Annotated in this window: 28 protein-coding genes; 9 read left to right on the forward strand and 19 right to left on the reverse strand. The window is 58.2% G+C overall.

Annotation, left to right across the window (positions count from 1 at the left end):
- Positions 1 to 20 precede the first annotated feature (20 nt).
- From NIM86_RS01790 to NIM86_RS01800, 3 genes are all read left to right on the forward strand, one after another.
- Positions 21 to 608, forward strand: a complete 588-nt coding sequence (locus tag NIM86_RS01790; protein WP_253378647.1) for a DUF1214 domain-containing protein — start codon at positions 21 to 23, stop codon at positions 606 to 608.
- The gene (locus tag NIM86_RS01795; protein WP_253378648.1) at positions 601 to 1,131 is read left to right on the forward strand and encodes a DUF1254 domain-containing protein; all 531 of its coding nucleotides are present in this window, start codon (positions 601 to 603) and stop codon (positions 1,129 to 1,131) included. The genes NIM86_RS01790 and NIM86_RS01795 overlap by 8 nt, the downstream gene beginning before the upstream one ends.
- Positions 1,132 to 1,489: 358 nt before the next feature.
- Positions 1,490 to 2,548: a hypothetical protein gene (locus tag NIM86_RS01800; RefSeq protein WP_253378649.1), complete on the forward strand. Its 1,059-nt coding sequence runs from the start codon at positions 1,490 to 1,492 to the stop codon at positions 2,546 to 2,548.
- Here NIM86_RS01800 and NIM86_RS01805 read toward each other — a convergent pair.
- From NIM86_RS01805 to NIM86_RS01815, 3 genes are read right to left on the reverse strand one after another with little or no spacing between them, the layout of a single operon-like run.
- Positions 2,545 to 2,919 (reverse strand): DUF1491 family protein, encoded by a 375-nt coding sequence (locus NIM86_RS01805; RefSeq protein WP_253378650.1) that lies wholly within the window; start codon positions 2,917 to 2,919, stop codon positions 2,545 to 2,547. The two genes, NIM86_RS01800 and NIM86_RS01805, sit on opposite strands and share 4 nt — an antisense overlap.
- A 25-nt stretch (positions 2,920 to 2,944) precedes the next feature.
- Positions 2,945 to 3,679, reverse strand: coding sequence for a peptidoglycan-binding protein (locus tag NIM86_RS01810; protein ID WP_253378651.1), 735 nt, complete (start codon positions 3,677 to 3,679; stop codon positions 2,945 to 2,947).
- Between the two features lie 22 nt (positions 3,680 to 3,701).
- A complete protein-coding gene (locus NIM86_RS01815; protein WP_253378653.1) occupies positions 3,702 to 5,477 on the reverse strand; it encodes a HAMP domain-containing sensor histidine kinase in 1,776 nt (591 codons plus the stop codon).
- A gap of 409 nt (positions 5,478 to 5,886) precedes the next feature.
- Here NIM86_RS01815 and NIM86_RS01820 point away from each other — a divergent pair, with 409 nt between their 5' ends.
- Positions 5,887 to 6,318 carry a SufE family protein gene (locus NIM86_RS01820; protein WP_253378655.1) on the forward strand — a complete coding sequence of 144 codons (432 nt, stop codon included), beginning with the start codon at positions 5,887 to 5,889 and terminating at the stop codon, positions 6,316 to 6,318.
- 11 nt (positions 6,319 to 6,329) lie between these two features.
- Here NIM86_RS01820 and NIM86_RS01825 read toward each other — a convergent pair whose 3' ends face one another.
- The 9 genes from NIM86_RS01825 to NIM86_RS01865 form a co-directional block, all read right to left on the reverse strand.
- A complete protein-coding gene (locus tag NIM86_RS01825; RefSeq protein WP_253378656.1) occupies positions 6,330 to 6,752 on the reverse strand; it encodes a helix-turn-helix domain-containing protein in 423 nt (140 codons plus the stop codon).
- Between the two features lie 159 nt (positions 6,753 to 6,911).
- On the reverse strand, positions 6,912 to 7,337 hold the full coding sequence (locus NIM86_RS01830) for a MucR family transcriptional regulator (protein ID WP_253378658.1): 426 nt from the start codon (positions 7,335 to 7,337) through the stop codon (positions 6,912 to 6,914).
- A gap of 190 nt (positions 7,338 to 7,527) precedes the next feature.
- Positions 7,528 to 7,890 carry a monovalent cation/H(+) antiporter subunit G gene (gene mnhG, locus NIM86_RS01835; RefSeq protein ID WP_253378659.1) on the reverse strand — a complete coding sequence of 121 codons (363 nt, stop codon included), beginning with the start codon at positions 7,888 to 7,890 and terminating at the stop codon, positions 7,528 to 7,530.
- Positions 7,887 to 8,219 (reverse strand): cation:proton antiporter, encoded by a 333-nt coding sequence (locus NIM86_RS01840; RefSeq protein ID WP_253378660.1) that lies wholly within the window; start codon positions 8,217 to 8,219, stop codon positions 7,887 to 7,889. Before NIM86_RS01840 ends, mnhG begins: the two co-directional genes overlap by 4 nt.
- Positions 8,216 to 8,689: a Na+/H+ antiporter subunit E gene (locus NIM86_RS01845; protein ID WP_253378661.1), complete on the reverse strand. Its 474-nt coding sequence runs from the start codon at positions 8,687 to 8,689 to the stop codon at positions 8,216 to 8,218. Before NIM86_RS01845 ends, NIM86_RS01840 begins: the two co-directional genes overlap by 4 nt.
- A gap of 3 nt (positions 8,690 to 8,692) precedes the next feature.
- Positions 8,693 to 10,252, reverse strand: coding sequence for a Na+/H+ antiporter subunit D (locus NIM86_RS01850; protein ID WP_253378662.1), 1,560 nt, complete (start codon positions 10,250 to 10,252; stop codon positions 8,693 to 8,695).
- A 3-nt stretch (positions 10,253 to 10,255) separates the two neighbouring features.
- A complete protein-coding gene (locus tag NIM86_RS01855; protein ID WP_253378663.1) occupies positions 10,256 to 10,633 on the reverse strand; it encodes a Na+/H+ antiporter subunit C in 378 nt (125 codons plus the stop codon).
- Positions 10,633 to 11,052, reverse strand: coding sequence for a Na+/H+ antiporter subunit B (locus NIM86_RS01860; RefSeq protein WP_253378664.1), 420 nt, complete (start codon positions 11,050 to 11,052; stop codon positions 10,633 to 10,635). The genes NIM86_RS01855 and NIM86_RS01860 overlap by 1 nt, the downstream gene beginning before the upstream one ends.
- On the reverse strand, positions 11,052 to 13,388 hold the full coding sequence (locus NIM86_RS01865; protein ID WP_253378665.1) for a putative monovalent cation/H+ antiporter subunit A: 2,337 nt from the start codon (positions 13,386 to 13,388) through the stop codon (positions 11,052 to 11,054). The genes NIM86_RS01860 and NIM86_RS01865 overlap by 1 nt, the downstream gene beginning before the upstream one ends.
- Before the next feature lie 173 nt (positions 13,389 to 13,561).
- Here NIM86_RS01865 and msrB point away from each other — a divergent pair, with 173 nt between their 5' ends.
- Positions 13,562 to 13,972 (forward strand): peptide-methionine (R)-S-oxide reductase MsrB, encoded by a 411-nt coding sequence (gene msrB / locus NIM86_RS01870; protein ID WP_253378667.1) that lies wholly within the window; start codon positions 13,562 to 13,564, stop codon positions 13,970 to 13,972.
- Positions 13,973 to 14,002: 30 nt separating this feature from the next.
- On the opposite strand, the gene NIM86_RS01875 is transcribed toward msrB, so the two are convergent.
- The gene (locus tag NIM86_RS01875) at positions 14,003 to 14,608 is read right to left on the reverse strand and encodes a glutathione S-transferase family protein (RefSeq protein ID WP_253378669.1); all 606 of its coding nucleotides are present in this window, start codon (positions 14,606 to 14,608) and stop codon (positions 14,003 to 14,005) included.
- 211 nt (positions 14,609 to 14,819) lie between these two features.
- Between NIM86_RS01875 and NIM86_RS01880 the strand changes: the two genes are divergently transcribed.
- Positions 14,820 to 16,940 carry a S9 family peptidase gene (locus tag NIM86_RS01880; protein WP_253378670.1) on the forward strand — a complete coding sequence of 707 codons (2,121 nt, stop codon included), beginning with the start codon at positions 14,820 to 14,822 and terminating at the stop codon, positions 16,938 to 16,940.
- Here the strand turns inward: NIM86_RS01880 and NIM86_RS01885 are convergent.
- Positions 16,937 to 17,407 (reverse strand): hypothetical protein, encoded by a 471-nt coding sequence (locus NIM86_RS01885; protein WP_253378671.1) that lies wholly within the window; start codon positions 17,405 to 17,407, stop codon positions 16,937 to 16,939. The genes NIM86_RS01880 and NIM86_RS01885 overlap by 4 nt on opposite strands.
- 5 nt (positions 17,408 to 17,412) lie before the next feature.
- Positions 17,413 to 18,168 (reverse strand): sulfite exporter TauE/SafE family protein, encoded by a 756-nt coding sequence (locus NIM86_RS01890; RefSeq protein ID WP_253378672.1) that lies wholly within the window; start codon positions 18,166 to 18,168, stop codon positions 17,413 to 17,415.
- Positions 18,169 to 18,444: 276 nt separating this feature from the next.
- On the opposite strand from NIM86_RS01890, the gene NIM86_RS01895 reads away from it, so the two are divergent.
- Complete coding sequence (locus NIM86_RS01895) at positions 18,445 to 19,026, forward strand: YceI family protein (protein WP_253378673.1); 582 nt, start codon at positions 18,445 to 18,447, stop codon at positions 19,024 to 19,026.
- Positions 19,027 to 19,106: 80 nt separating this feature from the next.
- Here the strand turns inward: NIM86_RS01895 and NIM86_RS01900 are convergent, their stop codons facing one another.
- Complete coding sequence (locus NIM86_RS01900) at positions 19,107 to 20,426, reverse strand: cytochrome b/b6 domain-containing protein (RefSeq protein WP_253378674.1); 1,320 nt, start codon at positions 20,424 to 20,426, stop codon at positions 19,107 to 19,109.
- Positions 20,427 to 20,588: 162 nt separating this feature from the next.
- Between NIM86_RS01900 and NIM86_RS01905 the strand changes: the two genes are divergently transcribed.
- Entirely contained in the window at positions 20,589 to 21,710 is a 1,122-nt protein-coding gene (locus tag NIM86_RS01905) for a DUF1176 domain-containing protein (protein WP_253378676.1), read from the forward strand.
- A gap of 57 nt (positions 21,711 to 21,767) precedes the next feature.
- On the opposite strand, the gene NIM86_RS01910 is transcribed toward NIM86_RS01905, so the two are convergent.
- Positions 21,768 to 22,370: a superoxide dismutase gene (locus NIM86_RS01910; RefSeq protein WP_253378678.1), complete on the reverse strand. Its 603-nt coding sequence runs from the start codon at positions 22,368 to 22,370 to the stop codon at positions 21,768 to 21,770.
- Between the two features lie 276 nt (positions 22,371 to 22,646).
- Here NIM86_RS01910 and NIM86_RS01915 point away from each other — a divergent pair, with 276 nt between their 5' ends.
- Complete coding sequence (locus NIM86_RS01915; RefSeq protein WP_253378680.1) at positions 22,647 to 23,408, forward strand: L,D-transpeptidase; 762 nt, start codon at positions 22,647 to 22,649, stop codon at positions 23,406 to 23,408.
- A gap of 98 nt (positions 23,409 to 23,506) precedes the next feature.
- Here the strand turns inward: NIM86_RS01915 and NIM86_RS01920 are convergent, their stop codons facing one another.
- Together NIM86_RS01920 and NIM86_RS01925 are read right to left on the reverse strand one after the other, a co-directional pair.
- A complete protein-coding gene (locus NIM86_RS01920) occupies positions 23,507 to 23,749 on the reverse strand; it encodes an NINE protein (protein WP_253378682.1) in 243 nt (80 codons plus the stop codon).
- 95 nt (positions 23,750 to 23,844) lie between these two features.
- Positions 23,845 to 25,422 carry a helicase HerA-like C-terminal domain-containing protein gene (locus tag NIM86_RS01925; protein WP_253378684.1) on the reverse strand — a complete coding sequence of 526 codons (1,578 nt, stop codon included), beginning with the start codon at positions 25,420 to 25,422 and terminating at the stop codon, positions 23,845 to 23,847.
- Positions 25,423 to 25,631 lie beyond the last annotated feature (209 nt).

The following is a 25,631-nucleotide window of genomic DNA, read 5'->3' on the forward strand; positions in this document are numbered from 1 at the left end:
TCTCGGCGCTACAGGAAACCATGCTTCGCACGATCTTGCTCACCGCTCTGTCCTGCATCCTCGCGCTCGGTTTGGGCGGCGGCAGCGCCTGGTTCGCCCTGGACCGCGCCGATGCGCTCGGCGCGCTGAATATCGGCAAATGGGTAGCTTATCCTGAAGCGGGGACCGACCGGGCCGACCCCTATACACGCGCCCGCATCGCACGAAACGCGGCGCTTCCGCTTGCACCGGCGGAGGGACTCGTTTTCTCCCGTCGATCGGATGAGTCCGACCGCCCGCTAAGGGCCGGTTGCCAGTATATTCTGGAAGGGCGTCTGCCTTCCGCGCGTTTCTGGACACTGCATGCGGCGCCGCTCTCATCCGATGCCTCCATTGCCGACGAGGACCGGCGCGTCGCGCTTCATTCACGGGCATTGCTGCGGCAGCCGGACGGCTCGATCCGTATCGCTATCGGCCCGACTATTCGACCGGGCAACTGGCTGCCCGTCGCCGGTAACGGACCGTTCCGGCTCATCCTTTCGCTCTACGATACACCGCTTGGTAGCGGCACATCGATCTCTCCGCTCGGCATGCCCACTGTAACGCCGGAAGAGTCGTGTAATGCGTAGACTGTCGCTTGCGCTCATGATTGGCCTTGTCGGGGCCGGGCTCGTCCACATTGCGGTGGTTTTTCTACTGCCGACGGCCGCGCCAGCCAGCGCCTGGAGCCGGATATACGATATCACGGAGCCGTTTCAGCTACGCCGTCTCGACGATACGGACATCATCTACGATGCCGACCCCCTTTTCACTGTCGCTGCCTGCCGTTTCGATCTGACACGTGGGCCTCTTCGCATCCGGGCTTCCGGCAATGTGCCGTTCTGGTCGGTGGCGATAATGGATTCGCGCGGACGCACCTCGTGGTCCATCAACGATCGCAACGGGACCGATGACGATCTGGATCTCATGGTGGTCACGCGTTTGCAGGAAATCGAAATCAAGCGGGAAATGCCGCCGGGACTGGCAAGCACCGCCTTCGCGCTCTTCAACAATGATGAAGGCATCGCGGTGCTAAGAATTTTCCACCCTGACGACAGCTACGAACCGGTCAGCGACAGCTTTCTGGATTCCGTCAGTTGCGAACCGTTCTGACGCGCGGCATCCGTCCCGGAATCGACGCGGTAGCTTAGGCGCGACGACGTTTGCCTTTGCCGACCCGGCGGCCTTCGCCCCGGCCCGACCGATCTGGTATCTCTTCGTAGCGAATGCCGTCGAAAAGCAGAATCGTACACTGCCCGTCTAAGCGCTTTCGGGACGGCTGCCGGTCCCTCTTCTCAATGAATGCAGCCATCGGAATTATCGTTGCCATCCGGCTTCTCCGTGGTCTTCACATCCTCGTACCCGAAGAAAGAATGACTGCTTGTCGGTTAACGAGGCGCTAACGGATTACCAACGATTTACCAATAGGCTGGTGTGCAGTAACAAAACCGTTCTCTTTTAAAGGTGTACCGTGCCGCATACCGCCCTTCGCAAGCGCCTAGTTTCCGACCGTAACAGCGAAGCGCGCATCGACGAACTTTTTCGCCAGGCGGTTGGCACCTTCGCGGCATTGTCGCGCCCGTCCGGCCATGAAATCCGGCAACTCGAGACGCTGGCGCTAGCGCTTTATGAACGAACGGGAACGGAGGCTCGCCGCTATGCGGCGGCCGTGCTGTCTGAGCGATCACGGGTTCCGCGCGGGCTGTTACTGAAATTAGCGCTGGAGCCGGTTTCGATTTCCGCACCGCTCCTCTCGCGGACCCATGCTCTTTCGACCCGAGACTGGCTTCACATCATCAAGCAAACGGATATCGAACACGGCCGCGTCATTGCGCGCCGTTCCGATCTGCCGACCGCCGTACGCGCCATTCTTACCCATCTCCAACGCAAACAGGGCGTTTCGAGTGCAGAACAAACGTCGCCGAAATCGCCCGAGTCCCTCACTCCATCGCATATCGAAAAAGGCAGCGCCCCGCCGACGAGCTTGAAGGAGGTGCAGTTGCAATTGCGGGCCGCCATGGCGGGCAACGATGTCGGACAGTCGGCGACTGCGGCCATAACCCGCAAGAAGCCCTCCACCCGTCTTGCCCGCCTACGCGCGAGTGCGCTTTCTGGTGATATCGAGTTGTTCGGGACAGCCTTGGCCGATGCGCTCGGAATAAAATATGCGGTCGCTCACGACATCATTCATTCAAAGGGCACCCAGGATCTCGTCATGGCGCTCCGCGCGCTAAGCATTCCTTCTGCCGAAGCCCATCTGATCGTGCGGGCGGCGCGGCCAGACACCCTTTCGACAACCGCAAGCATTCGCCTCTTTATCGAACGCTTCGACGCGCTCTCTGCAGTGCAGGCCGATGACCGGCTGCGCGATTGGCGCGTGCAGTCGTCATGGATTTCGACATATTCGTCGACGCCGGAAAATCCCATAAAATCTTCTACCGACGACGCATGGGATATGCGGAAAGCTATCGACTTCGACGAATTGGAAGGAGGCAACGACGCCTATCCATCCCTACGGGCAGTCGGCTAAGAAGCCGACCCGTCCGCGTCTTCAGCTTCAACAATGACAAGGTCGTCTATTGGCGGACCGCCCTCCAGTTCGACTAACCAGAGATCCGGATCGAAGCGGCGCTCCTTTTCGATCCGTAGCTCGATCGCTTCGTCGAATGAAGTCTCGATCTCGACGAGACGGCGAAACCGGCGATCGTGTGGCCTGTCTTCCTCATAGGACGTCTGCGGAGCCGGTCCATAAAGAGCCTGGCCGTCGTGCCCTGCACGCACCAGCACAAAGATCGCGCCCGCCTCTTCCGCACCCTTCTTTAGCACCGCTGCGAAACCACCCTCCGCAAAAACACGGCGGGTGATGGCAGCCACGACAAGAGCGCTGGTCAGGCGTGTCACTCGTAAAGCATCCGATTAATAAAGTTCAGCGCAGAAAACCGCGTTTTTTCAAGCGGCCGCGAGTTGCTTCGTCGGGCTGTCCCGATTCCGCGAGTCCTTCGATCCTCTGGAAAGTCGCAAGCGCTTCGGATGTCTGGTTTCCCATAACTCCGTCAACGGTCAGTTCGTGAAAGCCGAAATTGACGAGCGCCTGCTGAATCGCGTGAACATCCTCATCCCCGATACTACCGGTGGCCAAGGCGTCATCAGTCTCATCGCCCCCGTAAAATCCGGGAGCCGGTTTCGGCAGAGGCGGCGCAGACCTTGCCATCTGGCCCGTCGCGGGATCGATCAAGCTTCGGCGCATGGCGTTATCGATCTGACCGGTCTGCGGCAATCCGAGAATTTCCTGATAGCGGCGGATCGCCGCGCTGGTGCGCGGCCCCTCCAATCCATCGATCAAACCCTCGTACAGGTTGAGGTCCGTCAGAACCGACTGAATGCGCGCCAGTTCCGGGTCGCCAACACTGCGATCGCCCGCGGCTGGATCGGTACGTCCTTGCCCGCCCACTGCTGAAGGTGCCTTGGCCAGAGCAGGAGCCGTTGACGCGGGAGGGCTAAGCGTCCGGAAAAATGGCGAGGGGTGGCGGCCAGTCTGCTCCAGACTATTACCCGTGACGATAATGCCAACCGCACCGACGGCAAGGCTCATCGCGACAAGAAGAGGATTTGCCATGAAGAAGGCAGCGCCGTAACGCCCCGCGCGGCTCAAAAAACGCATCGTCCGTCCTGATCTCCCATACTCATGCCGTTCGGCGCTGTTGAATATCACGGTTCGGTTCGATGAGACTTTCATTGGCTCCGGTCTGTGTTGGCATGTTTATGGCCTCGGACGCACCGAGATTTGGTATGGTGACGATGACTTCCGTACCTTCGCCGAGACGGCTTTCGATCCGCACATGGCCGCCCTGCAATTCGGCGAGGCCGTGAACGAGGGACAGGCCGAGGCCAGCGCCGTCATGCTGGCGTGCGAGGCCGTTATCTCCCAGCTGAATGAAGGGCTTGCCGAGCCTCGGCAGGTCGTCCTCTGCAATGCCGACGCCCGTGTCGCGGACGGCGATAGAGAAATTCCTGCCATCGTCCCGCATAGCCACCTCGACCTTACCACCAGCCGGCGTGAATTTGACGGCATTGGACAGCAGGTTGATGAGAATCTGCTGAACAGAGCGGCGGTCGGCGTTTACCGGCCGCAAATTCTCGCAGTCGAGTCGGCTGACAGAGACGTTTTCGATTTCACCCTGTTGGGCGGCAATCGAGAGCGGCATATCGAGCGCCTCAGCCGGGTCGAAAAGTTCACGCTGAATGGTGTAAGCGCCAGCCTCCATTTTTGAGAGGTCGAGAATCGCGTTCACGACCTTTAAGAGGTGCCCGCCCGATGCGGAGATCAATTCCGCATATTCGCGATGCCTCTCCAGACTGTGATCGGGCATTGCGTCGCTGCATATCATATCGGCAAAGCCGATAATGGCGTTGAGCGGCGTACGCATTTCATGGCTAACCGTTGCCAGAAAATGGTTGCGAGCACTTGCGAGGGCGCCCGCCTCTTCGCGTAGCTTATCCAATTCGCATTGACGCGCCGCTGCTTCCGAATCGATCGCCAGCATTCCGACCAGCCGCCCGTCGCGCTCCGACGAAAGACGTGCCGACAGATCGGCGAACGCCACTTCGCCTTCATATGCGAGCCGCATGCGCATGATGGCTTGCGCTTCCTTGCCTTCCCGTGCATCGGCGACAGCATTCAACCACCCTACCCGGTCGCCAACATGGATGCGCTCGAAGAAAGACGACCCAAGGAGATGCGCAACTTCCACGCCCAGCAGGCTTTCGAGCCTGTCGCTCGCGGCAAGCAGGTCGCCATCCGGCGCAAAAATCGCGATTGCTCCAGGCAGATCGTTCGCCAAGGGATGAGTCAAAAGCGCGTTGTCGTCCGCGGCAGTCTCCATATCGTCGCGGGCCGGTTGCTTCATACGCAGAAGCAAACTGCCGATCCACAAAACAAGCGCGACCGATGCAGCAACATTCCATAAGGTCGGGCTCGTAGCGCTCCATCCGGTCAGGAGCACGCCGATGGCAGTGCCGGCGGCCAAGGTGGTGGCAAATCCAGTCAGCAATGGCCGGCGCAGCGCCCACCATCCTTCCACCACTGGGACCGCCATGATCAGAAAGGCGATGCCGGTTGCGTTGCCATCCTTCACCAGCGTCAGGGCGGCAAAGCCGAGCGCGAAGACACCGGTCAGAATTGCGCAAAGCGTCTCGCGGCCACTGGCGGAGAGCATTGCAGACAGCACGCACCCAGCTGCGCCAGCCAGAAACGGAAAAGCTAAGTAGGATGGATCCGAAGCCGAAAGCGGCATGGACAAAACGATAAGAAGAATGGTGACAGAAAGAATCGAGCCGAAAAGCCGGGCCTGACGTTGCCGACGGACAGGTTCCGTCACATCGCGGTTGACGAAGCGGTCGAACGCCGCCGCGATGCGGCTCCGCCAATCGTCGCTTGCATTTTCAACAGACAGAACCAAGACGCAACCCAATCACCAACACCAGCAAGGCCGACTTCGAAACGGTCGTCATGAGCCGCTGGAAACTTCTTCCACAATGGCCGTGGCGTTTTAAGGAAAGGTTCGTTTCGCATCCTTGATAGCCGATGGACTCTGATATCGCTTACCAATCATCCGAACCGCGGCATGGCCACGGCATATCGTCTCTTGAAAAAGCCTTTTCTTTCAACATTGTACAGGGCTAACAAATAGCGTTAACCCTTCGCTCACCACGATCAACGACAGCGTCGTATCGGCATGGCCGCGCCATGGACAACACATGGCGGCGAAGTCGCGCTTCGCTATTCGCGATTCTTCTTCGCAAAGGCTAATGATAAATTCGTCGACTTAGAGCGATGACGGCTGGCTTCTTATTGCCTATATCCCGGCCATGGACACCGCACCCGATTTCGCTTCGATCAAAGAGGACTTCGCTTACCTGGACGACTGGGAGGACCGCTACCGATATGTCATCGATCTCGGTCGCGATCTGCCGGACTTCCCAGATGAGTGGCGAACGGATGCCCACCGTGTGAAAGGCTGCGTCTCACAGGTTTGGCTGCATACAGACGAAGTCGAAACACCCGAAGGGCGCGTTCTTCACTTTCGAGGCGATTCGGACGCTCATATCGTCCGGGGCCTCGTCGCGATTATACTGGCGATCTTCTCTGGCAAGACACCCGAGGTCATTCTTCAGACAGATGCCGCTTCGATGCTCGACAAATTGGGACTGGCCGACAATATCTCTCCGCAGCGCGCCAATGGGATTCGCGCCATGATCGAGCGGATCAGGATGGAAGCGTCGTCCGTTCAGGACGCCTGAATTCTGGAGCGTCAAATAAAGATTTCGCCACGGTCGATCCGCAATGTGTAGGCCACCGTACGCTCCACGGCATCCATGAGCGCATCGAAATCGGCATCGTCTCGTAAGTCTTCCACTCTGTGACATGCGTGGGTCGCAGTGGTTCGGTCCCGACCGAAAACCATACCGACCTCCGTCAGCGTCAATTGTAGCGTCACATGGCAGACATACATCGCCACATGCCGTACGCGGCCCACCTCCATGCCACAACGGGTCGGCTTGCGGATATCACGACCATCGACGGCGAAAATCGCAGCGATCAGGTCGATAGCGGCGTCGCCCTGCTGCATCGCCCATGCCTTCCGATCGCTCGGATGACACCGGATTCCGCGACCGCGAACCCTCTCTACGATCTGCTCGTCGATCTGGTGCAAACGAAGCTGCGCAACGGTCATGAAAACACTCCTCTGAGGAATGTTTTCTTATATCAACTCGCGGAACAGAGTGGAACAAAAAAAGAACATTTAATGACAGATCGATCACGGAGCCCTCGGCTCCAAACGCAAAAAGGGCTGCCGAAGCAGCCCCTTAAATCAACAAACCATCGTCACGGACTAAGACTTGGCTTTGCGGCCCAATCCGGTTTTCTTCGCGAGCTTGGAACGTGCGGCCGAATAGTTAGGTGCGACCATCGGATAATCGGCCGGCAGGCCCCATTTCTCGCGATACTGTTCCGGCGTCATATTGTAATGGGCCGAAAGATGACGCTTCAGGGACTTGAACTTCTTTCCGTCTTCAAGACAAACGATGTAATCGTCGCTGACCGAGCGCTTGGGATTGACTGCCGGCTTGGGCTTTTCGGTTTCTGCCACGGCCTGACCCGTTCCACGAATACGGCTAAACGCATTGTGAATTTCAGATATCAGGCTCGGAAGATCAGTTGCGGGAACCGGATTGTTACCAACGTAAGCGGTCACAACTTCTGCGGTCAAATCAATGAGCTGAGCATCCTGAGCGTTTTTGTTTTCGGACAATTCCATAACAGTGCCTCAATAAGTTTTGTTCTTGGGAATAAACCTTGGTCGGTCTTGGCAGCGCATGTCACATGCAGGCTGCGAGATGTCAAGCTATATGTATAAGAATAAATTCTTCGTAACAAGTACTCGCGTCCTGTTACGTTAATTAACTCGGAAGTTATCGTCGAAACGAAATCTGCACCTTACGAAAAGTTCAATAAACCGAGTTGCTTTTCCCGCTGGATTCTTCGGCTTTTTTCTCATCTGCGAGCGATTTCGACCAAAGAGGGTAGCCCATATCATGTGCGGCTTTGGCCAGAAGATGGGCGGAGATCGGCGCGGTTAGGAGAAAAAATACAACGCCCGCGATAGCTCTCGTCGAGTCGCCAAGATCAGCCGAATGGATTGCCATCGCAATCAAAGCAAAACCAGAGCCGACCGTCCCGGCCTTAGAGGCTGAATGCATGCGGGTGTAGAGGTCCGGCAGCCGCAACAAGCCAATCGACGCAGCCAGCGAAAACAGCGCCCCTGCAAGAAGAAGCAGGCCGACCACAATATTGAGCAGAGCGTCAATCACGACGCGCCCTCCTGAGGTTGTTCCTCTGCGTTATCGTCATCGCCAACATGGCCACGCATCATGATAAACCTGGCGAATGCGACAGTCGCCAGAAATCCGACAAGCCCCAGCGCGATCGCGATGTCGATATAGAGTGTAAATCCCGACCGGATACCGATGACGGCGATGAAACCGATTACGATGGAGACCAACATATCCAGCGACAGGATTCTATCCGGCAAGGTCGGCCCCAGAATAACGCGCAACACCGTCAACAGAAACGAGGCGCTAAGCAGATAAAGGGCAATTAGTTCTGCCCGATCGAGAAAAACTGCACCGAACTCTGTCATTCGAAGGCCTCCATGATCCGCCGTTCGAACATGCGCGCGATATCCTGCTTGGCCGCTTCCGGGTCGGAACAGTCCAGTGCGTGCACCCACAAGGTGCTGTGATCCTCCGCTACATCGACGGACAAGGTGCCGGGCGTCAGGGTTATCATATTGGCTAAAAGCGTGATCTGCATGTCGCCACGCACCCGTAACGGGTATGCGAAGATGCCGGGCTGCACATTCATCTTGGGGGTGAGGACAAGTATTGCGACGCGCCATGCGCTGAAGATCAACTCCCGCAGGAAGATCAGCACGAGAATGCTGATCCGCCAGAGGCGTCGAAAATAGCCAAGAGAACCGACCTGCTCACGGATGAAATACATGCCGAGGGCGCCGAGAACAAAGCCGAAGATAAGGTTTGGCAGGGTGAACGACCCTGTCACCGCGGCCCACGCCAAGGCTAGCAGAATGTTCATGAGCTGCAGGTTCATGCGCTATCCCTCCGGCAGTACGGTGTTGATGTATGCCGCCCCATCCAGCAGCCCGGCAGCGGCCTGACGCGATGCGGCAAGCCATGGCTCTGGATAAAGGCCGAATGCGAGCGACACCATGACGATGATCGCTATCGGCGCCATACGGCTCATGGAAAGAACCGGCGTCGCGCCAATTTCCGTCCGCTCCAATTGAGCTTCGCGCCAGAACCCGAACGCGAATAGTCGGCCAAGGGCGATGGTCGTCAGTAAACCGTTCACCAGAATGACGACGACCGTCAGATAGGCGTTTTTGGAAAGAGCCGCTTCGACCAGAATAGCTTTTGGCCATAAGCCCGAAAAGGGCGGCAGGCCAGATGTCGCCAAGACTATTCCAAGACCACAGAGAAGAAGGCCCGGCGACTGAACGGCGAGCCCACCCATCTTGAAGAGCGAGTCGCTGCCCGACAGCCAGCCCATTGCCCCTGCGAGAAGATAGAGGCCGGCCATCACGACCATTGAGTGGACTGCGTAGGCGATCGCGCCGCTCAGCGCCGCCATCTCGCCGATGCCGAGCCCTACCAGAATAACGCCAATGCCGGATATGACCGCCCAGCCCACCATTCGGCGAATATCGCTGGAGGCAAGCAAGCCTAGTGCACCGATCAGCATCGTCGCATTGGCTGCGATCAGGAAGATGGGCGCGAAGGTCTGACCGAGTTCCGGAAAGAGCAGAACCAAGGTCCGCAGAAGCGCATAGACGCCGACCTTGGTCAGCAACGCAGCAAAAAGGGCTGCCGAGGTGGAACGCGTTACGTGATAGGAGGCTGGCAGCCAGGCATTGAGTGGAAAGGCTGCAGCCTTCATCAGAAATGCGAAGGTCAGCAGCGCGCCAAAGCTCATCACGGGCGCTGCCAGTTCGCCGCTCCGCGCCTTTACGGCCAGATCGGCCATGTTGAGCGTGCCCGCAATGCCGTAAATCAGGCCGACACTGATAAGAAAAAGCGTTGTCGCGACCAGATTCAGAATGGCGTATTTGAAGGTGCCATCGAGTTGGATCGGGTTGGAGCCAAGCGCCAGCAGGCCGAAGCTGGAGATCAGGAGAACCTCGAACCAGACGTATAGGTTGAAAATATCCCCCGTCAGGAAGGCGCCCGTTACGCCGGCAAGCATAAGCAGGTAGAAGGTGAAATAGCCGTAGCGATACTCTGTGGCTTCGACCTCCGCCGTGGCGAAGATGGCGCAAACCAGGCCGGTGAAAGCAGTGATCGTCGCGAAAATCGCTCCCAGCGTATCTACGGCGAAAACGATGCCAAAAGGCGGCAGCCAGCTTCCCATAGCCATATGGATGGGGCCTTCGTTCCAGACCCGGATCAATAGACCGATATTGGCGGCGAGCATCAAAAGCATGACGCCGATGGAAGCTGGCGCATGCCAGGCGATCCGCTTGCGCAGAATGAGAAGGGCCGCAGCACCCAGAAACGGCAACGCGACCGGTGCGATGACCAGCCAGTCCCAGGCGCTCAAAGCCTCGGTGACCATCGCGAGGGAACGATCGATTTTCGTTACGCCAGCAGCGGCCATAGGTCAGTATCCCCGCGGTGGGCTGTCATCTTCCACCGGCTCCGCCAGTCGCATCTTGTCGGAATCATCGGTGCCAAGATCCTGATAGGCGCGATATGCGAGCACGAGGAGGAAAACGAAAAATGAAAAGGAAATTACGATCGCGGTGAGGATGAGCGCCTGCGGTAGTGGATTGGCGACATCGGTCGTCGGCACATAGGAATCGACCGGAATGATAGGCGGCACATCGGAGCGAAAGCGGCCAACCGTGAAAATCAACAAATTGACCGCGTTTCCGAGCAGAACGACGCCCAGCAGCATGCGGATCGTATGAAGGGAGAGCATCAGATAGACCGCGGAAGCGAACAGCAGCCCGACAACCACGCTAAGAACGGTTTCCACTACTCGACCTCTCTTTCTTCGAGCGCAAGCCCGATCGATGAGAAGGTGCCGAGAACCACCAGATAGACGCCAATATCGAAAAAGAGTGGCGTCGACAGATCGATGCTCTGTCCAAAAAGATGGACCGTCGTCCATAGACCGGTAAGAAATCCGGCCTTGGCAAAGATGCTCGCCAGCCCGGCCAGTGTCGCGATGAAAAGACCCGCGCCAGCGATCGTCATCGGGTGAAACCGCAGCGAGCGCCGTACCGGCGAAACCCCGCAGGCAATACCGTAAACCGCGTTGGCCGATGCGGCTATCAGGCCACCGATAAAACCGCCGCCCGGCTCGTTGTGCCCACGAAGAAGAATGAAAATCGAAAAGATGATCATCAGCGCCGTGAGAAAAGGCGCAACCGTGCGGAAAATGACAGTGCGCATCAGGAGCGGTCTCCGGTTTCGGTGGCGATATCCTCTATCCTCGGGCGGCGGATGCGGATGAGACCGAGAACGGCCAAGCCTGCGATCATCACGACCGCGATCTCACCAAGCGTATCGAGACCACGGAAATCGACGATGATGACGTTCACGATGTTGCGGCCATGGGCGATGGTTCGGGAATACTGTTCGTAAAACTCGCTTAGCCGGCTATCGAATGGCGTCTGCGTGACCGCCAGAAGGAGCGCGCCAATGCCAATGCCGCACAAACCCGCAATGCCGCCATCGATCAGCTTTTCGGGATCGGACCTGTGGTCGGTTTTGGCCAGCGGAATGCGGGTCATGACGAGAGCAAGAATCACAACGGAGAGCGTTTCGACCATGAACTGGGTGAATGAGAGATCCGGCGCACCCTCCAGCATGAACAGCACGGCAACGCCAAACCCTTGTATCCCCAGTGAGACAATGGCGGTCAGACGGTTATGCGCCATGATGACCGTGCCCATGCCGACAACGATAATGAGCAGGATCGTCCATTCGTGAATGGCTAGATCCGGCCACTCCGGTAGCGCCGGAACTTCCGAGAAAAAGCTGAGCGAGAACAGGATTGTGAAGGCCAGGGCGCAAAAAACCGTGGTCATGTAAAGATCGAGCCTACCGCTCTGAAAGAAATATGTGATCCGATGCGCGGCAGTCGTAAGCCCGGCTATCACCTGATCGAACCCACGGTCCGGCCCCCAGCCGAAGGCGACCAGCGCCCTATCCACGCCGGCGCGCAGACGATCCTGCAGCAGGTAGATACCGACTCCGAGCGCGATGGTCAGCACCGTTAGATAGAACGCGGTGGAAAGGTGCGGGATAGGTCCGATTTCGACCGGCACCACTTCGCCCGCGACGGCAGAGGCCATCGGTATCGAAATCGTCTCATGAAAGACGTGGTAGAAAAGTCCTGCGCCGATCCCACATAGCGCCAGAATGGCAGGACCGACCCAGAGATCGGGCGGCCCCTCATGAGCGTGCTTCGGCGCTTTCATCTCCTTGCCGAGGAAAGGCCGGAGACCGACGATAAAGCCGAGCGCCAGCATGAGCCCGTTGCCGACAATAGCCGCAGCCAGCAGCACGATCGACCAGGGATCGTCTCCGAGAAGGCCGTAATACATTTCCTCCTTGGCCAAGAACCCGACAAAAGGCGGCAGGCCGCCCATCGACAGCGCGCAGAGCAATGCGATTGCGAAGGTCAACGGCATGCCATGACGCAAGCCAGAGAGCTGCCGCAGATCGCGCGAGCCCGCCTCGTGATCGATACCGCCAGCAACCATAAAGAGGCCGCCTTTGAACAGCGAATGGGCAATCAGATAGAGCACCGCGCCTGCGATTGCGCCTTCGGTCCCAAAGCCGGTCAGCATGACGAGGAGGCCGAGCGACGCGACGGTCGTGTAGGCAAGGACCAGTTTCAAATCGGTCTGTCGTAGGCCGAGAATCGTGCCTGTCAGTAGGGTTACAGCGCCGAAGACCGGCAGCACCGTCTCCCAAACGACCGTATCTCCCATGGCTGGCTGGAGGCGCATGAGGAGATAGACGCCGGCTTTGACCATGGTGGCCGAATGCAGATAGGCCGAGACGGGCGTCGGCGCTTCCATTGCATTGGGCAGCCAGAAGTGAAATGGAAACTGCGCGCTCTTGGTGAACGCGCCGCCCAGAACGAGGATGAAGCAGGCCAGATAGACGGGAAGATCTCGCAAACCGTTTTCCAGGGCCATGATTTCGGACATGCTGGACGCGCCGCTTGCGTAACGTATCAGCAGAAAGCCCGCCAACAACGATAGCCCGCCCATCCCGGTGACGACCAGCGCCTGGATCGCTGCGCGACGCGACGACATTCTCTCGCGCTCGAACCCGATAAGGAGGAACGAGCTGATTGACGTCAATTCCCAGAACACGAACAGCATGATGAGGTCGTCGGCCAAGACCAGACCCTGCATTGCGCCCATGAACAGGAAGAGATAGCAGAGAAAACGCGGCAGCCGCGCATCGCCCTTCAAATAAGCTCCCGCGAAAAGAACGATGAGTGTGCCTATCCCGCTGACCAGAATGGCAAATGTCAGCGAAAGCCCGTCGAGAAGAACAGAAAATTCCGCACCGAAACTTGGTATCCAGGGCACGGCGATCGCTTCGCTTCTGTCACCGAAAAAGTGTGGCAAAAGACGCAGCCAGAACAGGAAGAGCAGAAGCGGGAATAGGGCCAGCACAATGGCGAGCCAGCGCGACAGAAAACGTCCCAGAAGAGGAGCGAGGATAGCCGCCAGAAAGGGAACCGCGAGCGCGGCAAGCGCGATCAAAGCTCTGTTCCTCTCAGTCCATCCATCAAACCCTGCCCAGTTTTTCGCGCATTTCTGCGTTTCCGTATAAGATCGGACCGGGCCGGGTCAATCGCCACACAGCCCGCTTTTCCCCATCCTCTAAAATTTTAGCACTGTTGAACTATATCTGCGCAGAGCATGAGGAGAACACGATGAACCCGACGAAACCGCCTTCCGAACGAAGCGAAAAAGAATGGCAGGAACTGCTGAGCCCGGAAGAGTTTCGAGTCCTTCGGAAACATGGCACCGAACGCGCTGGCACCTCGCCTCTCAATCATGAAAAGCGCCAGGGCACCTTCGCGTGTGCCGGTTGCGGCAAGCCGCTTTTCTCTTCCGACGCCAAATATGAAAGTGGCACCGGCTGGCCGAGTTTCTATCAGCCGGTTGGAGACGATGCCGTCACAACCCACAAGGATCGTTCGCTTTTCATGGTTCGCACGGAAGTCAGATGCGCCGAGTGCGACGGCCATCTCGGCCATGTTTTTCCAGACGGTCCGCAGCCGACCGGGCTGCGTTACTGCATGAACGGCGTCGCCATGAATTTCGAGCCGAAGGACGAGTGAGCGAGTGCCGGCAGCTTCCAGTGTGCCGCTCTATTCCCCGGTCTTCATCTGCTCGATCAATGCCTGATCGCGCGCCTTGGCGTTCTTATAAGCCTCGCGCTCGCGGATGCGCTCAATGTAGGTCTTGAAGGCCGCGCGTTCGGGGATAGTGCCGAATGAAAGACCCCAATCGACATGGCTGCCGACATAACAGTCGGCCATTGTAAAGCGATCACCGCAGACATAGTGACGGCCACTCAGATGGTCCTCGAGCGCGTCGATCGTCCGCTCGAAATTTCCAAAGCCAAGCATGCCCTGCTTCTGTGGATCGTCCGGTACTTCCCAGCCCATGGCGCGGCTCGTCACCGCCTGTTCGAGCGGACCGGCGCAAAAGAGAACCCATCTGTAGTAGGCAGCGCGCTCATCATCCATCGGTCCAAGTCGCCGATCCTGAAAAACGTCAGCAAGATAAAGCCCGATTGCCGCGGCCTCCGTCACGATTTTTTCGCCATGAGCGATAGCCGGAACCTTGGCCATCGGGTTGATGCGGCGGTAATCGTCGGCGGCCATTCCCGTCGGCCCATATGCCAGAATATGCTCGTCGTAATCGACGGCCACCTCCTCCAGCATCCAGCGTGCGATCTGTCCCCGGCTCATCGGGTTCGTATAAAAACAATCTCGGCCGCCATGTGACCCTCCCGGAACATTTCCAGAACAATAATTGTCTTGACCTATCGGGGTCAAGCTTTTCTCACCTCACGCGACCGCGATCTATCACCCGGCACCATCTTACTCGACCGCCGCCCTTGCCGCAGGCGGCGAAACACCGCACATGACTGACATGACCGAACAAAAAAGAAATGATCTCATGAGCCGTTCCAGCGCGTCTTTCCCGCAAACCGTAAAAGCGCCGACAGCCGGGAAAATTCCTGCCGAAGAGACCCGCCACGGCATTTCGCGCGGCGACGATTACGCCTGGCTACGGGCCGAGAACTGGCAGGAAATGTTTCACGATCCGAGCCTGCTGGACCCGGCAATCCGCGCCCATCTTGAGGCGGAAAACGATTATGCGAAAGCGTTGATGACGGATACGGACGAGCTGCGCAAAGCGCTGTTCGCCGAAATGAAGGGCCGCATCAAGGAAGATGACAGTTCGGTCCCTCTCCCCGATGGGCCCTACGCTTACGGCACGAAGTATGAGATTGGCGGCGAGCACCCGAAATTCATTCGTACGCCCCGCGATGGCGGCGAAGAAACGGTCGTTCTGGATGGCGACGCGGAGGCGGAGGGCAAGGCCTATTTCCGGCTTGGCGGAGTCGATCACTCGCCGAACCACCGGCGCGCACTCTGGGGCCATGACAGCAAGGGCTCGGAGTTCTACACGCTTGCTGTGCGCAGCATCGGCCGCACCGGCGATACCGACAGGATCGAGAAGACCGGAGGCTCCGGCACCTGGGCCGCCGATTCCGACGCGTTTTTCTATACCCGGCTCGACGACAATCATCGACCGAAGGAGATTTTGCTGCACCGGCTTGGCGATCCGGCCTCCGAAGACGTTTCCATCTACACCGAAGACGATGACGGCATGTTCATGGGCGTCGGTGGCATGCGCCTCAACGACTGGATCATGATTTCGGTCCACGACCACGAGACCACCGAATATCGTCTGGTGCCGGCGGATTTGTCCGATCTGACGCCGAAGGTCGTTCATCCCCGCGAGGAGGGGCTGCAATACGAGTTGGAGGAAGGCGGCGACGTTTTCTTCATCCTGACCAATGCCGATGGTGCGAAAGACTTCAAGGTCATGGAAACGCCGGTTGGCGATCCGTCGAAAGCGAACTGGCGTGAGGTCGTGCCGCATGAAGCCGGGCGGCTGATCCTGTCCATCGCGTCATTCGCCGACCACCTCGTCCGTCTGGAACGGAAGGATGGCCTGCCGCGTATCGTCATCCGCGACCGCCAGACCGGCGAAGAACACGCCATCGCTTTCGAGGAAGAGGCCTATTCGCTCGGTCTTGGCAATTCCTACGAATACGACACGACCAAAATCCGCTTTTCCTATTCGTCGATGACGACGCCGAGTCAGATCTATGAATACGATCTGAGAACGCGCGAACGACGCCTGCTCAAAGAGCAGGAAGTCCCTTCGGGCCACGATGCCTCGCATTACGTCACGCGGCGGGTTCATGCGCGAAGTCATGATGGCGAGATGGTGCCGGTATCGGTCCTCTATCACCGCGACACGCCGCTGGACGGCACAGCGCCATGCCTCCTCTACGGCTACGGTTCTTACGGCATCTCGATACCGGCGAGCTTCAACACCAACGCTTTCAGCCTGGTCAATCGCGGCTTCATCTATGCCATCGCCCATATTCGCGGCGGAAAAGACAAGGGTTGGAACTGGTACGAAACCGGCAAGCGGGCGCAGAAAGCCAATACTTTCCATGACTTCATCGCTGCGGCGGCCCACCTCGTCAGCCATGAGTTCACGTCACACGACCGGATCGTCGCACAGGGCGGTTCGGCAGGCGGCATGTTGATGGGAGCGGTCGCCAACATGGCCCCCGAAAGCTTCGGCGGCATCATCGCCGAAGTGCCCTTTGTCGACGTGCTTACCACCATGCTGGACGATACGCTGCCGCTGACCCCGCCGGAATGGCCCGAATGGGGAAATCCCATCGAAAACGCCGACGACTATGCAACGATTGCCGCCTATTCCCCGGTCGACAATGTCGCGGCCCTCCCCTACCCGCCGATCCTGGCACTGGCCGGCCTCACCGACCCGCGCGTCACCTACTGGGAGCCGGCCAAATGGGTCGCGAAACTGCGCGAATATTCGACCTCGGATGCGCCAGTGCTGTTCAAGATCAATATGGATGCAGGCCACGCCGGCGCATCGGGCCGCTTTTCGCGGTTGGAAGAAGTCGCCTTCTCCTATGCGTTTGCGCTGAAGGTAGCGAAGAAGATGGATGCGGAGGCGGTGGGTTAGCCAGTGCTCGCAAGCAAACGCGCCGCCTTTGCCGAAGCCTTGGCGTGGTCGACACGATCGATGAACTGCCGGGCACGCGAGATGGGATCGTAGCGATACTGATCGGGACCGAGCATCTTCCGGCTGTTGAGCTCGCTTGTGCTAAAGAGATCGAAGTCGACGATCTCGATCACACAATCCCATCCCTCGTAAGCGCCTGACCAGCCTTTGCGATGGTGCGCCAGCAGACGCGAACGCGTTGAATAGCCGTGATAGTCAAAGGCCAATTTTCCGTTCGTCGCGTAGATATGGTTGCCCCAATACCCCTCGGCGGGAATGATCCGCTCTGCGTAAAATCCCGGCAGCGGAGGGTTTCGCAGATACGCGCCGGCCAGGATATGGCATGCCCCATGGCCAAAGAATATGCGATCCGGCAGGGCCCAGCGCCGTTCCGGGTCGTGCTTTTTGGCTGGGTCCAGAAAGTACACTGCCCTTACCCCCGCCAGAAGTAATAGCCGGCCAGAAATAGTCCCACCGCGATGACGAACATGCGGACGGCCGTCTGCGGCACACGCTTTGCTGCCCAGACGCCTCCATAGCCGCCAAGCGCGACGCCGGGAATCATAGCCAGCGCGCCCGGCCATGAGATCACGCCGCCAGAAATGAAAACCACGATGGCGACGATGGCGATGACGTTTGAGAGCAGGTTCTTCAGCGCGTTGAGGCGATGGTAGTCGCCGCCTTCCGTCAGGCCCAGCGTCGCCAGCATCATGATACCCATACCGGCGCCGAAGAAGCCTCCATAAATGGAGGCGATGGACTGGACGGCTATGCTTGCCAGCGTGCTTCGCTGCGTTTCGTCGTCGGCTTCCGTCGGTTTCGGCTTCAGCCAAGGTCCGGCAGCGAATAGCGCCGTGGCCGCCAGCAGCAGCCATGGGACAAGCGCAGCGAAACGGTCATTCGAAAGCCAGAGCAGAAAGAGCGCGCCGCATAGCGAGCCGACCATAGAGGCAATGGCGAGAAACACTGCACTCCGCACGACCTGCCGGATCGAAGACCAGTAGGCCAATGTCGACGTGAAATAGCCCGGCAGTTGAGCGATCGACGAGGTCGCGTTGGCTGAGATGGGCGGAACGCCGAGCAGCGACAGTGCCCCGAACGCGATGAATGTGCCTCCGCCGGCAACCGCATTGATGGCGCCCGATACGAACCCCGCAAGGAACAGCAGGCCAATTTCCATCGCGCCCATTTCCACCGCCTCACCCTTTGAAAAGTTGCCATTAGCGGTGCCGTCAGCCGCATGGCAAGGCGATCTGCTGCAAAAGTCGAACGATAGCAGCGCGGGATTGTGAACGGATTGTCATCGAATGGGCGCTTGTGGTGAACGGTGAGGGCCTTAGTTTGTGCATCGTGTAAATGCCAGCCGCAGATCGAGGTCCCCCGAACTCGGTTAGCGGCCCTTATTTCGTTCTGGCCCAGCCGGTTCGATATCTTTAGCCCCGATCTCAACTTGAAGGAGATTTCAATGATACGTTCGCTTACCCTTGCCGCAGCCGCTTCTGCCCTACTGGCCACCAGCGCCTATGCCGAGCCGGTCAAATATACGCTCGATCCCAGTCACAGCCAGGTCGTTTTCACCTATAGTCATCTCGGCTTTTCCAATACGACCGGCATGTTCAGCGGTTTCGAAGGCGAGATCATGTTCGATGAGGAAGACCCGGAAGCCTCGTCGGTCAATGTCGAGATTCCTGCTTCCTCCATCATCACGGGTTGGGACAAGCGCAACGAGCATTTCAGCAGCGATGATTTTCTCAGCGCCGAAGCGAACCCGGTCGTCACTTTTGCCTCGACCGATATTAAGAAGACCGGAGACGACACCGCGGAAATCACCGGCGACCTGACCATGAACGGCGTCACCAAGCCGGTCACGCTCGACGCGAAGCTCAACAAGAGCGGCGATCACCCGATGGCGAACAAGCCGTGGGCCGGTTTCGATGCAACGGCCACGATCAAGCGCAGCGAGTGGGATATGGGCAAGTTTGCGCCCAATGTATCCGACGAAGTCGAGCTAAATATTTCTGTCGAAGCCCAGAAGGCCGACAGCTAACGGCTCTGCAAATTCTTATCGGAAAAAAACCCGCCAGTGATTGTACTGGCGGGTTTTCTTTTCGGTTTGCTATAGGCGCGTCAATTTCCAGTCTCGCGGGTCGCAACCACTTCGATCTGCAAGGTCACGTCCAGGCCAACCGTTCCGCCATCGGGATAATCGCCAGCGCCGACGCTCCAGTCCAAACGCTGCATCACCGTTTGGGCACTCATACGCGCCGTGTCGCCGTCGATGTCGAGCGTGAAAGGCAGCATCAGTGGAGCCGTCTGGCCCGCCAGTTCCAGTGTGCCGGCAGCCTCATAAGTGTTATCGGACGTCTTCGAAAAGGAATCCGCAGTCCAGATTGCCGTCGGCTGCTCGCCGGCCTTCAAAAGGCCGGTCGCGGTCGAACTCACATCGCCCATGGAAAGGCTGCCTACCGCGACTTCGACACGCACCGACGATTTGTCGAGCGCCTCCGGATCGAACCGGATCGTCGCGGCCCAATCCTCAAAAACGCCTTCTGTTGGCGAACCGTTCTGATCCACGGCAATGGCGAGTTTGCTTGCGTCCTGGTCAACCACCCAGAGCGGCGCGGCATCCGCTGCAATGGTCCCTTCCTCCGCACCATGGGCGGCGTCGACAGCGTTCTCGCCAGCTGTCGATGCCGATGGAGCTACGGGAACCTTTTCGCTGACAGCAGCGGCTGTGTCGCGATGATCTTCACTACTCTCAATGCCATATATCAAGCCAGCTGCCACAGCCAGAACGGCCAAGCCCGCCAGAAAAGCGGGGGCATGATTATGCCCCCTCTCAGCAGAAAGGCGCGCACGCGCCTCGCTTTCGCTGCCCATCCGCCAGCCTGGCACCATGCGCGCCAGCGTGCCGTCGCGGTCGATTACCAGATGCTTCAGGGCGCCAACGATATGGAGACCGACAAGGCCGATCATGGTGATCGCCAAGCCGGCATGAACCGACTTGAAGATTTTCGACAATTCAGCGTCGTCGCTTGGAATGAAAGGCAGGTTCTGTCCGAATGGCCACCAGATCGGTGCGAAACCCTCGGTGGCCGCATGATAGAACCAGCCAGCCAGTGGCGTTGCCAAAATAGCCGCATAGAGAGCCCAGTGGACTGTCTCCGCCAGGAACGTCTCGGCGCGCCTTTCGGGATGAAGCGGAGCAGGACGACGGTTTAAGATCGCCCAGATCACACGCAGAATGGCAAGAGCCAGGACCATTACGCCTAGCGTCTTATGCAGGCTGTAGAGCCAGATTTTCTGCGCCACTTCCTCGCCACTGACCTGTGGCAATTCATGCATATAGATGCCGAGCGGCAGCAAGGTCAGAATGAGAAAGGCAATGGCCCAGTGCAACAGCGCCGCAACGACGCCGTAGCGTTCTATAGTATTGAAAACCCGCATCGATAAATTCCTGACCGTTCAATTTCCTGGCCATTATGGCGCTCTGATACGCAAAAGACAGTGAACAGGCTGTCATGATTTCGTGCCCCAATGCGAACCGTTGCGCTAGCCAATCAGCGAGCGCATTCTGCACTGCCCGAACAATGCTGGAGGATCATGCAAATGCGGCTTCTGACTGGGTGGTTTTTCGCGGTACAAGCTGTCTTCGTCCTGGCATTCAATATCCAGCCCGACCTTGCCTCGGCCAGCGAACCGAATATCCGCACCCTACCCTATTACGACGACCGGTCCTCGCCCCAGACGCTCGTTCATTCTCTCTATAACGCGATCAACCGACGTGAATTCGCTCGTGCATACAGTTATTTCGGGACGCCACCTGCCGCATCTGTCGAAATCTATGCGCGCGGTTTCGATGACACCGAACTGGTTCAGATCGTTACCGGCTCATCGATGGCGGAAGGCGCCGCGGGCTCGTCCTACCAGACGCTGCCCATCGCTATCCGGTCAATCGCCAAAGGGGGTGGAGAAACCGTTTTTGCTGGTTGCCTCACGGCGCGGCTTGCCAACCCGTCGATCCAGGCGAGCGACTTCCGTCCCTGGCATATCGAGCGGACAACGATCCGTCCGAGCGACGAACCTTTCGCAAGGGCCATTCCCGACTGCGATGCCCAGGGGCGCCCTGTTCCCCAGGACTATACGATACCCGTCTCCGAGGCGGACCCATCGCTGCTCGCAACCGTGATCGGCGTGCAACAGGCCTTTCTCCAGCGCTACGGCATGATTTGCGACGATAGCCGCGGTACCGCGCCCACCGAGACGATAGCTTTGCCTCCGCGCAAGGATGACGGCTCGCCTTCCGAACCGACGACGGTTTTGGTCGGCTTTATCTGCGGGTTCGGAGCATATAATCAGATGACGGTCTGGATGACCGCTTCCGACCCGGCCTATGCGGTCAGCCACGATTTTGCGGAACCGGAGATCGATTACGAACTGGGTGCATCTACCGAAGAAGGCGTCGATGGTCCTGTCGAAACGATCGACATCGTCGGCTGGAAGACCACCGATCAATTGATCAATGCGGGATGGGACAGCGACAGCCATTCTCTTACCACTTATGCCAAATGGCGCGGCATCGGCGATGCTTATTCGACCGCAACCTACGAATGGAACGGAAGCGAGTTCGTTCTGACTTCATTTGCCGTCGATCCCAGCTTCGACCAAAAGCAGGATGCCATCACCATCTTCTCTCGTGACACGCCGCAGAACGAAGCTGGGCAGAAATGAAAGCGCCCCGCCAGGACAAACCGGGCGGGGCATCGAAAAGTACGCGTGTGATCGCGCCTAGCTGGTGGCGACTTCGTAGCGCTCCAGAACGTAGTCCCAGTTGATCAGATTATCGACGAACGCTTCCAGATATTTCGGCCGCGCATTGCGGTAATCGATATAATAGGAATGCTCCCATACATCGACACCGAGGATCGGCGTGCCGCCCATGATCAGCGGGTTCTCGCCATTCAGGCCATTATCGATCTGCAGCTTGCCATCCTTGACAAAGACCCATGCCCAGCCGGAGCCGAACTGCGTCTTGCCCGCATTGATGAAATCTTCGCGGAACTTGTCATAGCCGCCCAGATCGCTTTCGAACGCTTTCGACAGCTTTTCCGGCAGGGTCTTGCCGCCGCCATCGGGCTTCATCCACTTCCAGAAATGGACGTGGTTGTAGAACTGCGCCGACTGGTTGAAGAGCTTCGGATTGTCTTTGTGGCTCTTCTTGACGATTTCCTCCAGTTCCATCGACTCGTATTCCGTCCCCTCGATGATGCCATTCATCGTCTCGAGGTATGCATTGTGGTGCTTGTCGTGGTGATACTCGAGCGTTTCCGCGCTCATGTGCGGCGCAAGAGCGTCATAGGCATAGGGAAGATCGGGAAGTGAAAAGGCCATATAAGTGTCTCCTTCATTGGCAATGAATGTCGCATGGCGACAGGTCGAACGTTCAATGAACACAACGGATAAGAAGATCGTTCGTTCAACTTGATCGGCCGATTGCCGCGCTGTCTCCCTCGACCTAGCGTCTGATGCGGCTCCTGCAAGGTGCGAGACGCTGTAACAAAAGGGCCACAACGAACGAGATGTTTGAAGCGGTTGGAACACACTGGCTATTCGCGCGTTGGCATTTGCGAGTAAGCAGGGGCAATCCAGTAAAATGCGTGGGGAATCATGCTGACCACTAGTGAAAATAAAGCGGAGATGCGGTCGCGCCGCGCCGTTCTTGGCGGGCTGATTGCGACAGGCGCTGCTCTCGGTCTTGCCGGCTGTTCCACAAGCCGCGAAAACACCGCGTCGGCCCGTACGTCTTTCCGTGACCGTCTGATCGGCCGAGCCGGAGCATTCAGCGGAAGCAATCGTGTCGATTATGCCGCTGCGTATAGTTCCCAGGTCGACGAGGGTTATGTTCTGCCGGCCATTCCGTGGCAGAAGATCGACCGCCGCTACCTTCGCAGCTATGTGAAAAACACGACGGGCGAAGGTCCCAACAACCTGATCGTCGATACCGACAATCATTTCGTTTATTTCACCCGTCCCGATGGAATGGCATGGCGCTACGGCGTCGGTCTCGGCCGGGAAGGTTTCGCCTGGGCCGGCCGCGCCGAGATGCGCTGGAAGCGTAAATGGCCGACCTGGACACCGCCGGACGAGATGATCGCCCGCCAGCCCGAACTGGAAAAATACAGCGCCGACAATGGCGGCATGCCACCCGGGCTTACCAATCCTCTCGGCGCGCGTGCTCTGTACATCTTCCAGAACGGAGAAGATACGCTCTATCGCCTGCATGGATCGCCCGAATGGAACTCCATCGGACGCAACGTGTCCTCAGGCTGCGTTCGCCTTATGAACCAGGATATCATTCACCTCTATGATCAGGTTCCGAACGGCACGCCTATTCTCGTGACCTCGGGCCTTCGCGCTCCGGTCGCCTAAGAGCAACAGCAACATTTATTGCCAAACATAATCAGGGCTCTCGTCCATATGGATGAGAGCCCTTTCTCTTTGTCAGACGAAGACCGCCAGCGGGGAGATCAATCCAGCCGTTCCCGTACGCGCTTCTCGGTCATGATCGCTTCCATCTGGTCGTCCAGATTGGCCGAGCGAACCTGCCCTGGAATCAGGAACAGATCGATGATCTGACCTATTCCGAGCAAACCGACGGTGAAAAACCAGATGATGCCAGTAACCCACCTGCCCGTATAGAAGCGGTGAATGCCGCACACGCCGAAAAGGCACAGCGCCCAAAGCAGATATGCGATCCCCTTGGTTTTCATCGGTAACTCCCGGTCATTTCCATCGATCTGCATATGGGGAGGCTCGGGACGCCTCGCAAATTCAGTGGCCGGTTTTCTTCTGGCGGCGATACCTGCTAGCGGCGCAAGCCGCCCAGAATGCCCCGGACGACCGCCCTGCCGATCTGGCGTCCCACCTGACTCGATACGGAGCGGATAACGCTCTTGGTGGCCGCTTCCACATAGCCCTGCCGCTTATATCCGCTTCGTTTCGATGACCTTGTGCCGAAAACGTTTTCGAACCATCCGGCCTTTTCTTCACGCTGTTCCTCACGCAACTCATCGTCGCGCTTTTCTTCTGCATTCTCGCGGCGGGCAGCCTCGGCTTCATCCAGCGCCGCCTTTTTCGCTCGTTTTTTGAGCGTCTCATAGGCGCTTTCGCGGTCTGCCGGTTGGTCGTAGAGGCCGGCAACCGGGCTGCCGCCCATTATCATAGCGCGCTCCTGGTCGCTCAAGGGCCCGATGCGAGAAGATGGTGGGCGGATCAGCGTTCTTTGAACGACCGAGGGCACACCTTTGCTTTCGAGCGTCGAGACCAAAGCCTCGCCGACGCCCAGCTGCGTAATAGCCTCGTAACAGTCGAAATCGGGATTGGGGCGGAATGTTTCGGCCGCGGTTTTCACCGCCTTCTGCTCGCGTGGGGTATATGCACGGAGAGCATGCTGAATGCGGTTGCCAAGCTGTGCCAGCACGGTATCGGGTACATCCAATGGGTTCTGCGTGACGAAATACACACCGACGCCCTTGGACCGTATCAGTCGGACGACCTGTTCGATTCGTTCGATCAGAATGTCCGGCGCATCATCGAACAGCAGATGCGCTTCATCGAAAAAGAAAACCAGTTTTGGCCTCTCCGGATCGCCGACCTCGGGTAGCTCCTCAAACAGTTCAGACAGCAGCCAAAGCAGGAAGGTGCCGTAGAGGCGGGGGTTCATCATCAACCGGTCGGCCGCCAGGATGTTGATCATGCCGCGACCATCACGGTCGGTGCGCATCAGATCGGCGATCTTGAGGGCCGGCTCACCAAAGAAATGCTCCGCGCCCTGTCTTTCGAGAACAAGCAGAGAGCGCTGGATCGCACCGACGCTTTGGGCCGCGACGTTACCGTATTTGCCCGACAATTCCTTGCGCCGCTCTGAAACCATTGTCAAAAGCGATTGCAAGTCCTTCAGGTCCAGCAGCAATAAGCCTTCCTCGTCAGCCAGTTCGAAAGCGATATTGAGAACGCCCTCCTGCGCATCCGTCAGATTCATGAGTCTGGACAGCAGGAGCGGCCCCATTTCGGACACCGTCGCGCGGATCGGGTGTCCCTGCTCTCCGAACAAATCCCAGAACACGGTCGGTGAACGCTCGAAGGAGAGACCGCCCTGCTGGTCCATTCGAATGTCTTCGACGCGCTTGTCGATAAACGCTTTCGCCTCGCCGGGCGCTGCAACGCCGGACAGATCTCCCTTTATGTCGGCGGCAAACACCGGCACGCCGGCTCGTGAGAAACCTTCTGCCAAAACCTGTAAGGACACCGTCTTGCCGGTGCCGGTGGCGCCGGTAATGAGCCCGTGTCTATTGGCGTAACCGAGCTTGAGCACTTCCGGCTTCTGGTATGCGTCGTTAACAGTCCGGCTGGCGCCGAGAAAGATTTCGTCCGGTGCGATCATTAAATCTTGGTCCCATACTCGTTTGGCGCCGACCCCTGGCGAATGACCGAACGCTATAGCATTCCGCCCAAACGCCCTCAACGAAAAGCCGATGTGAACGGATTCAAGACGTTGATCCAGCAATCCTATCGGCGATACGCTTTCAATTTCATCGTCTGCGACCAAATATTAGCTTGCCGGGTGTGGTAAGGCACGCGACAACGGCGCAC

Source organism: Notoacmeibacter sp. MSK16QG-6 (assembly GCF_024158145.1).
Lineage (GTDB): Bacteria > Pseudomonadota > Alphaproteobacteria > Rhizobiales > Rhizobiaceae > Notoacmeibacter.

Bases quoted from the DNA above. Each gene is read 5' to 3' on its own strand.
- NIM86_RS01840 (WP_253378660.1), bottom strand. From the start codon at position 8,219: ATGACAGAGTTCGGTGCAGTTTTTCTCGATCGGGCAGAACTAATTGCC.
- NIM86_RS01860 (WP_253378664.1), bottom strand. From the start codon at position 11,052: ATGCGCACTGTCATTTTCCGCACGGTTGCGCCTTTTCTCACGGCGCTG.
- NIM86_RS01920 (WP_253378682.1), bottom strand. From the start codon at position 23,749: ATGAAAACCAAGGGGATCGCATATCTGCTTTGGGCGCTGTGCCTTTTC.
- msrB (WP_253378667.1), top strand. From the start codon at position 13,562: ATGAACCCGACGAAACCGCCTTCCGAACGAAGCGAAAAAGAATGGCAG.
- NIM86_RS01830 (WP_253378658.1), bottom strand. From the start codon at position 7,337: ATGGAATTGTCCGAAAACAAAAACGCTCAGGATGCTCAGCTCATTGAT.
- NIM86_RS01905 (WP_253378676.1), top strand. From the start codon at position 20,589: ATGCGGCTTCTGACTGGGTGGTTTTTCGCGGTACAAGCTGTCTTCGTC.
- NIM86_RS01890 (WP_253378672.1), bottom strand. From the start codon at position 18,168: ATGGGCGCGATGGAAATTGGCCTGCTGTTCCTTGCGGGGTTCGTATCG.
- NIM86_RS01825 (WP_253378656.1), bottom strand. From the start codon at position 6,752: ATGACCGTTGCGCAGCTTCGTTTGCACCAGATCGACGAGCAGATCGTA.
- NIM86_RS01845 (WP_253378661.1), bottom strand. From the start codon at position 8,689: ATGAACCTGCAGCTCATGAACATTCTGCTAGCCTTGGCGTGGGCCGCG.
- NIM86_RS01900 (WP_253378674.1), bottom strand. From the start codon at position 20,426: ATGCGGGTTTTCAATACTATAGAACGCTACGGCGTCGTTGCGGCGCTG.
- NIM86_RS01910 (WP_253378678.1), bottom strand. From the start codon at position 22,370: ATGGCCTTTTCACTTCCCGATCTTCCCTATGCCTATGACGCTCTTGCG.
- NIM86_RS01850 (WP_253378662.1), bottom strand. From the start codon at position 10,252: ATGGCCGCTGCTGGCGTAACGAAAATCGATCGTTCCCTCGCGATGGTC.
- NIM86_RS01790 (WP_253378647.1), top strand. From the start codon at position 21: ATGCTTCGCACGATCTTGCTCACCGCTCTGTCCTGCATCCTCGCGCTC.
- NIM86_RS01915 (WP_253378680.1), top strand. From the start codon at position 22,647: ATGCTGACCACTAGTGAAAATAAAGCGGAGATGCGGTCGCGCCGCGCC.
- NIM86_RS01810 (WP_253378651.1), bottom strand. From the start codon at position 3,679: ATGCGTTTTTTGAGCCGCGCGGGGCGTTACGGCGCTGCCTTCTTCATG.
- NIM86_RS01795 (WP_253378648.1), top strand. From the start codon at position 601: ATGCGTAGACTGTCGCTTGCGCTCATGATTGGCCTTGTCGGGGCCGGG.
- NIM86_RS01875 (WP_253378669.1), bottom strand. From the start codon at position 14,608: ATGAGCCGGGGACAGATCGCACGCTGGATGCTGGAGGAGGTGGCCGTC.
- NIM86_RS01880 (WP_253378670.1), top strand. From the start codon at position 14,820: ATGAGCCGTTCCAGCGCGTCTTTCCCGCAAACCGTAAAAGCGCCGACA.
- NIM86_RS01925 (WP_253378684.1), bottom strand. From the start codon at position 25,422: ATGATCGCACCGGACGAAATCTTTCTCGGCGCCAGCCGGACTGTTAAC.
- NIM86_RS01820 (WP_253378655.1), top strand. From the start codon at position 5,887: ATGGACACCGCACCCGATTTCGCTTCGATCAAAGAGGACTTCGCTTAC.
- NIM86_RS01895 (WP_253378673.1), top strand. From the start codon at position 18,445: ATGATACGTTCGCTTACCCTTGCCGCAGCCGCTTCTGCCCTACTGGCC.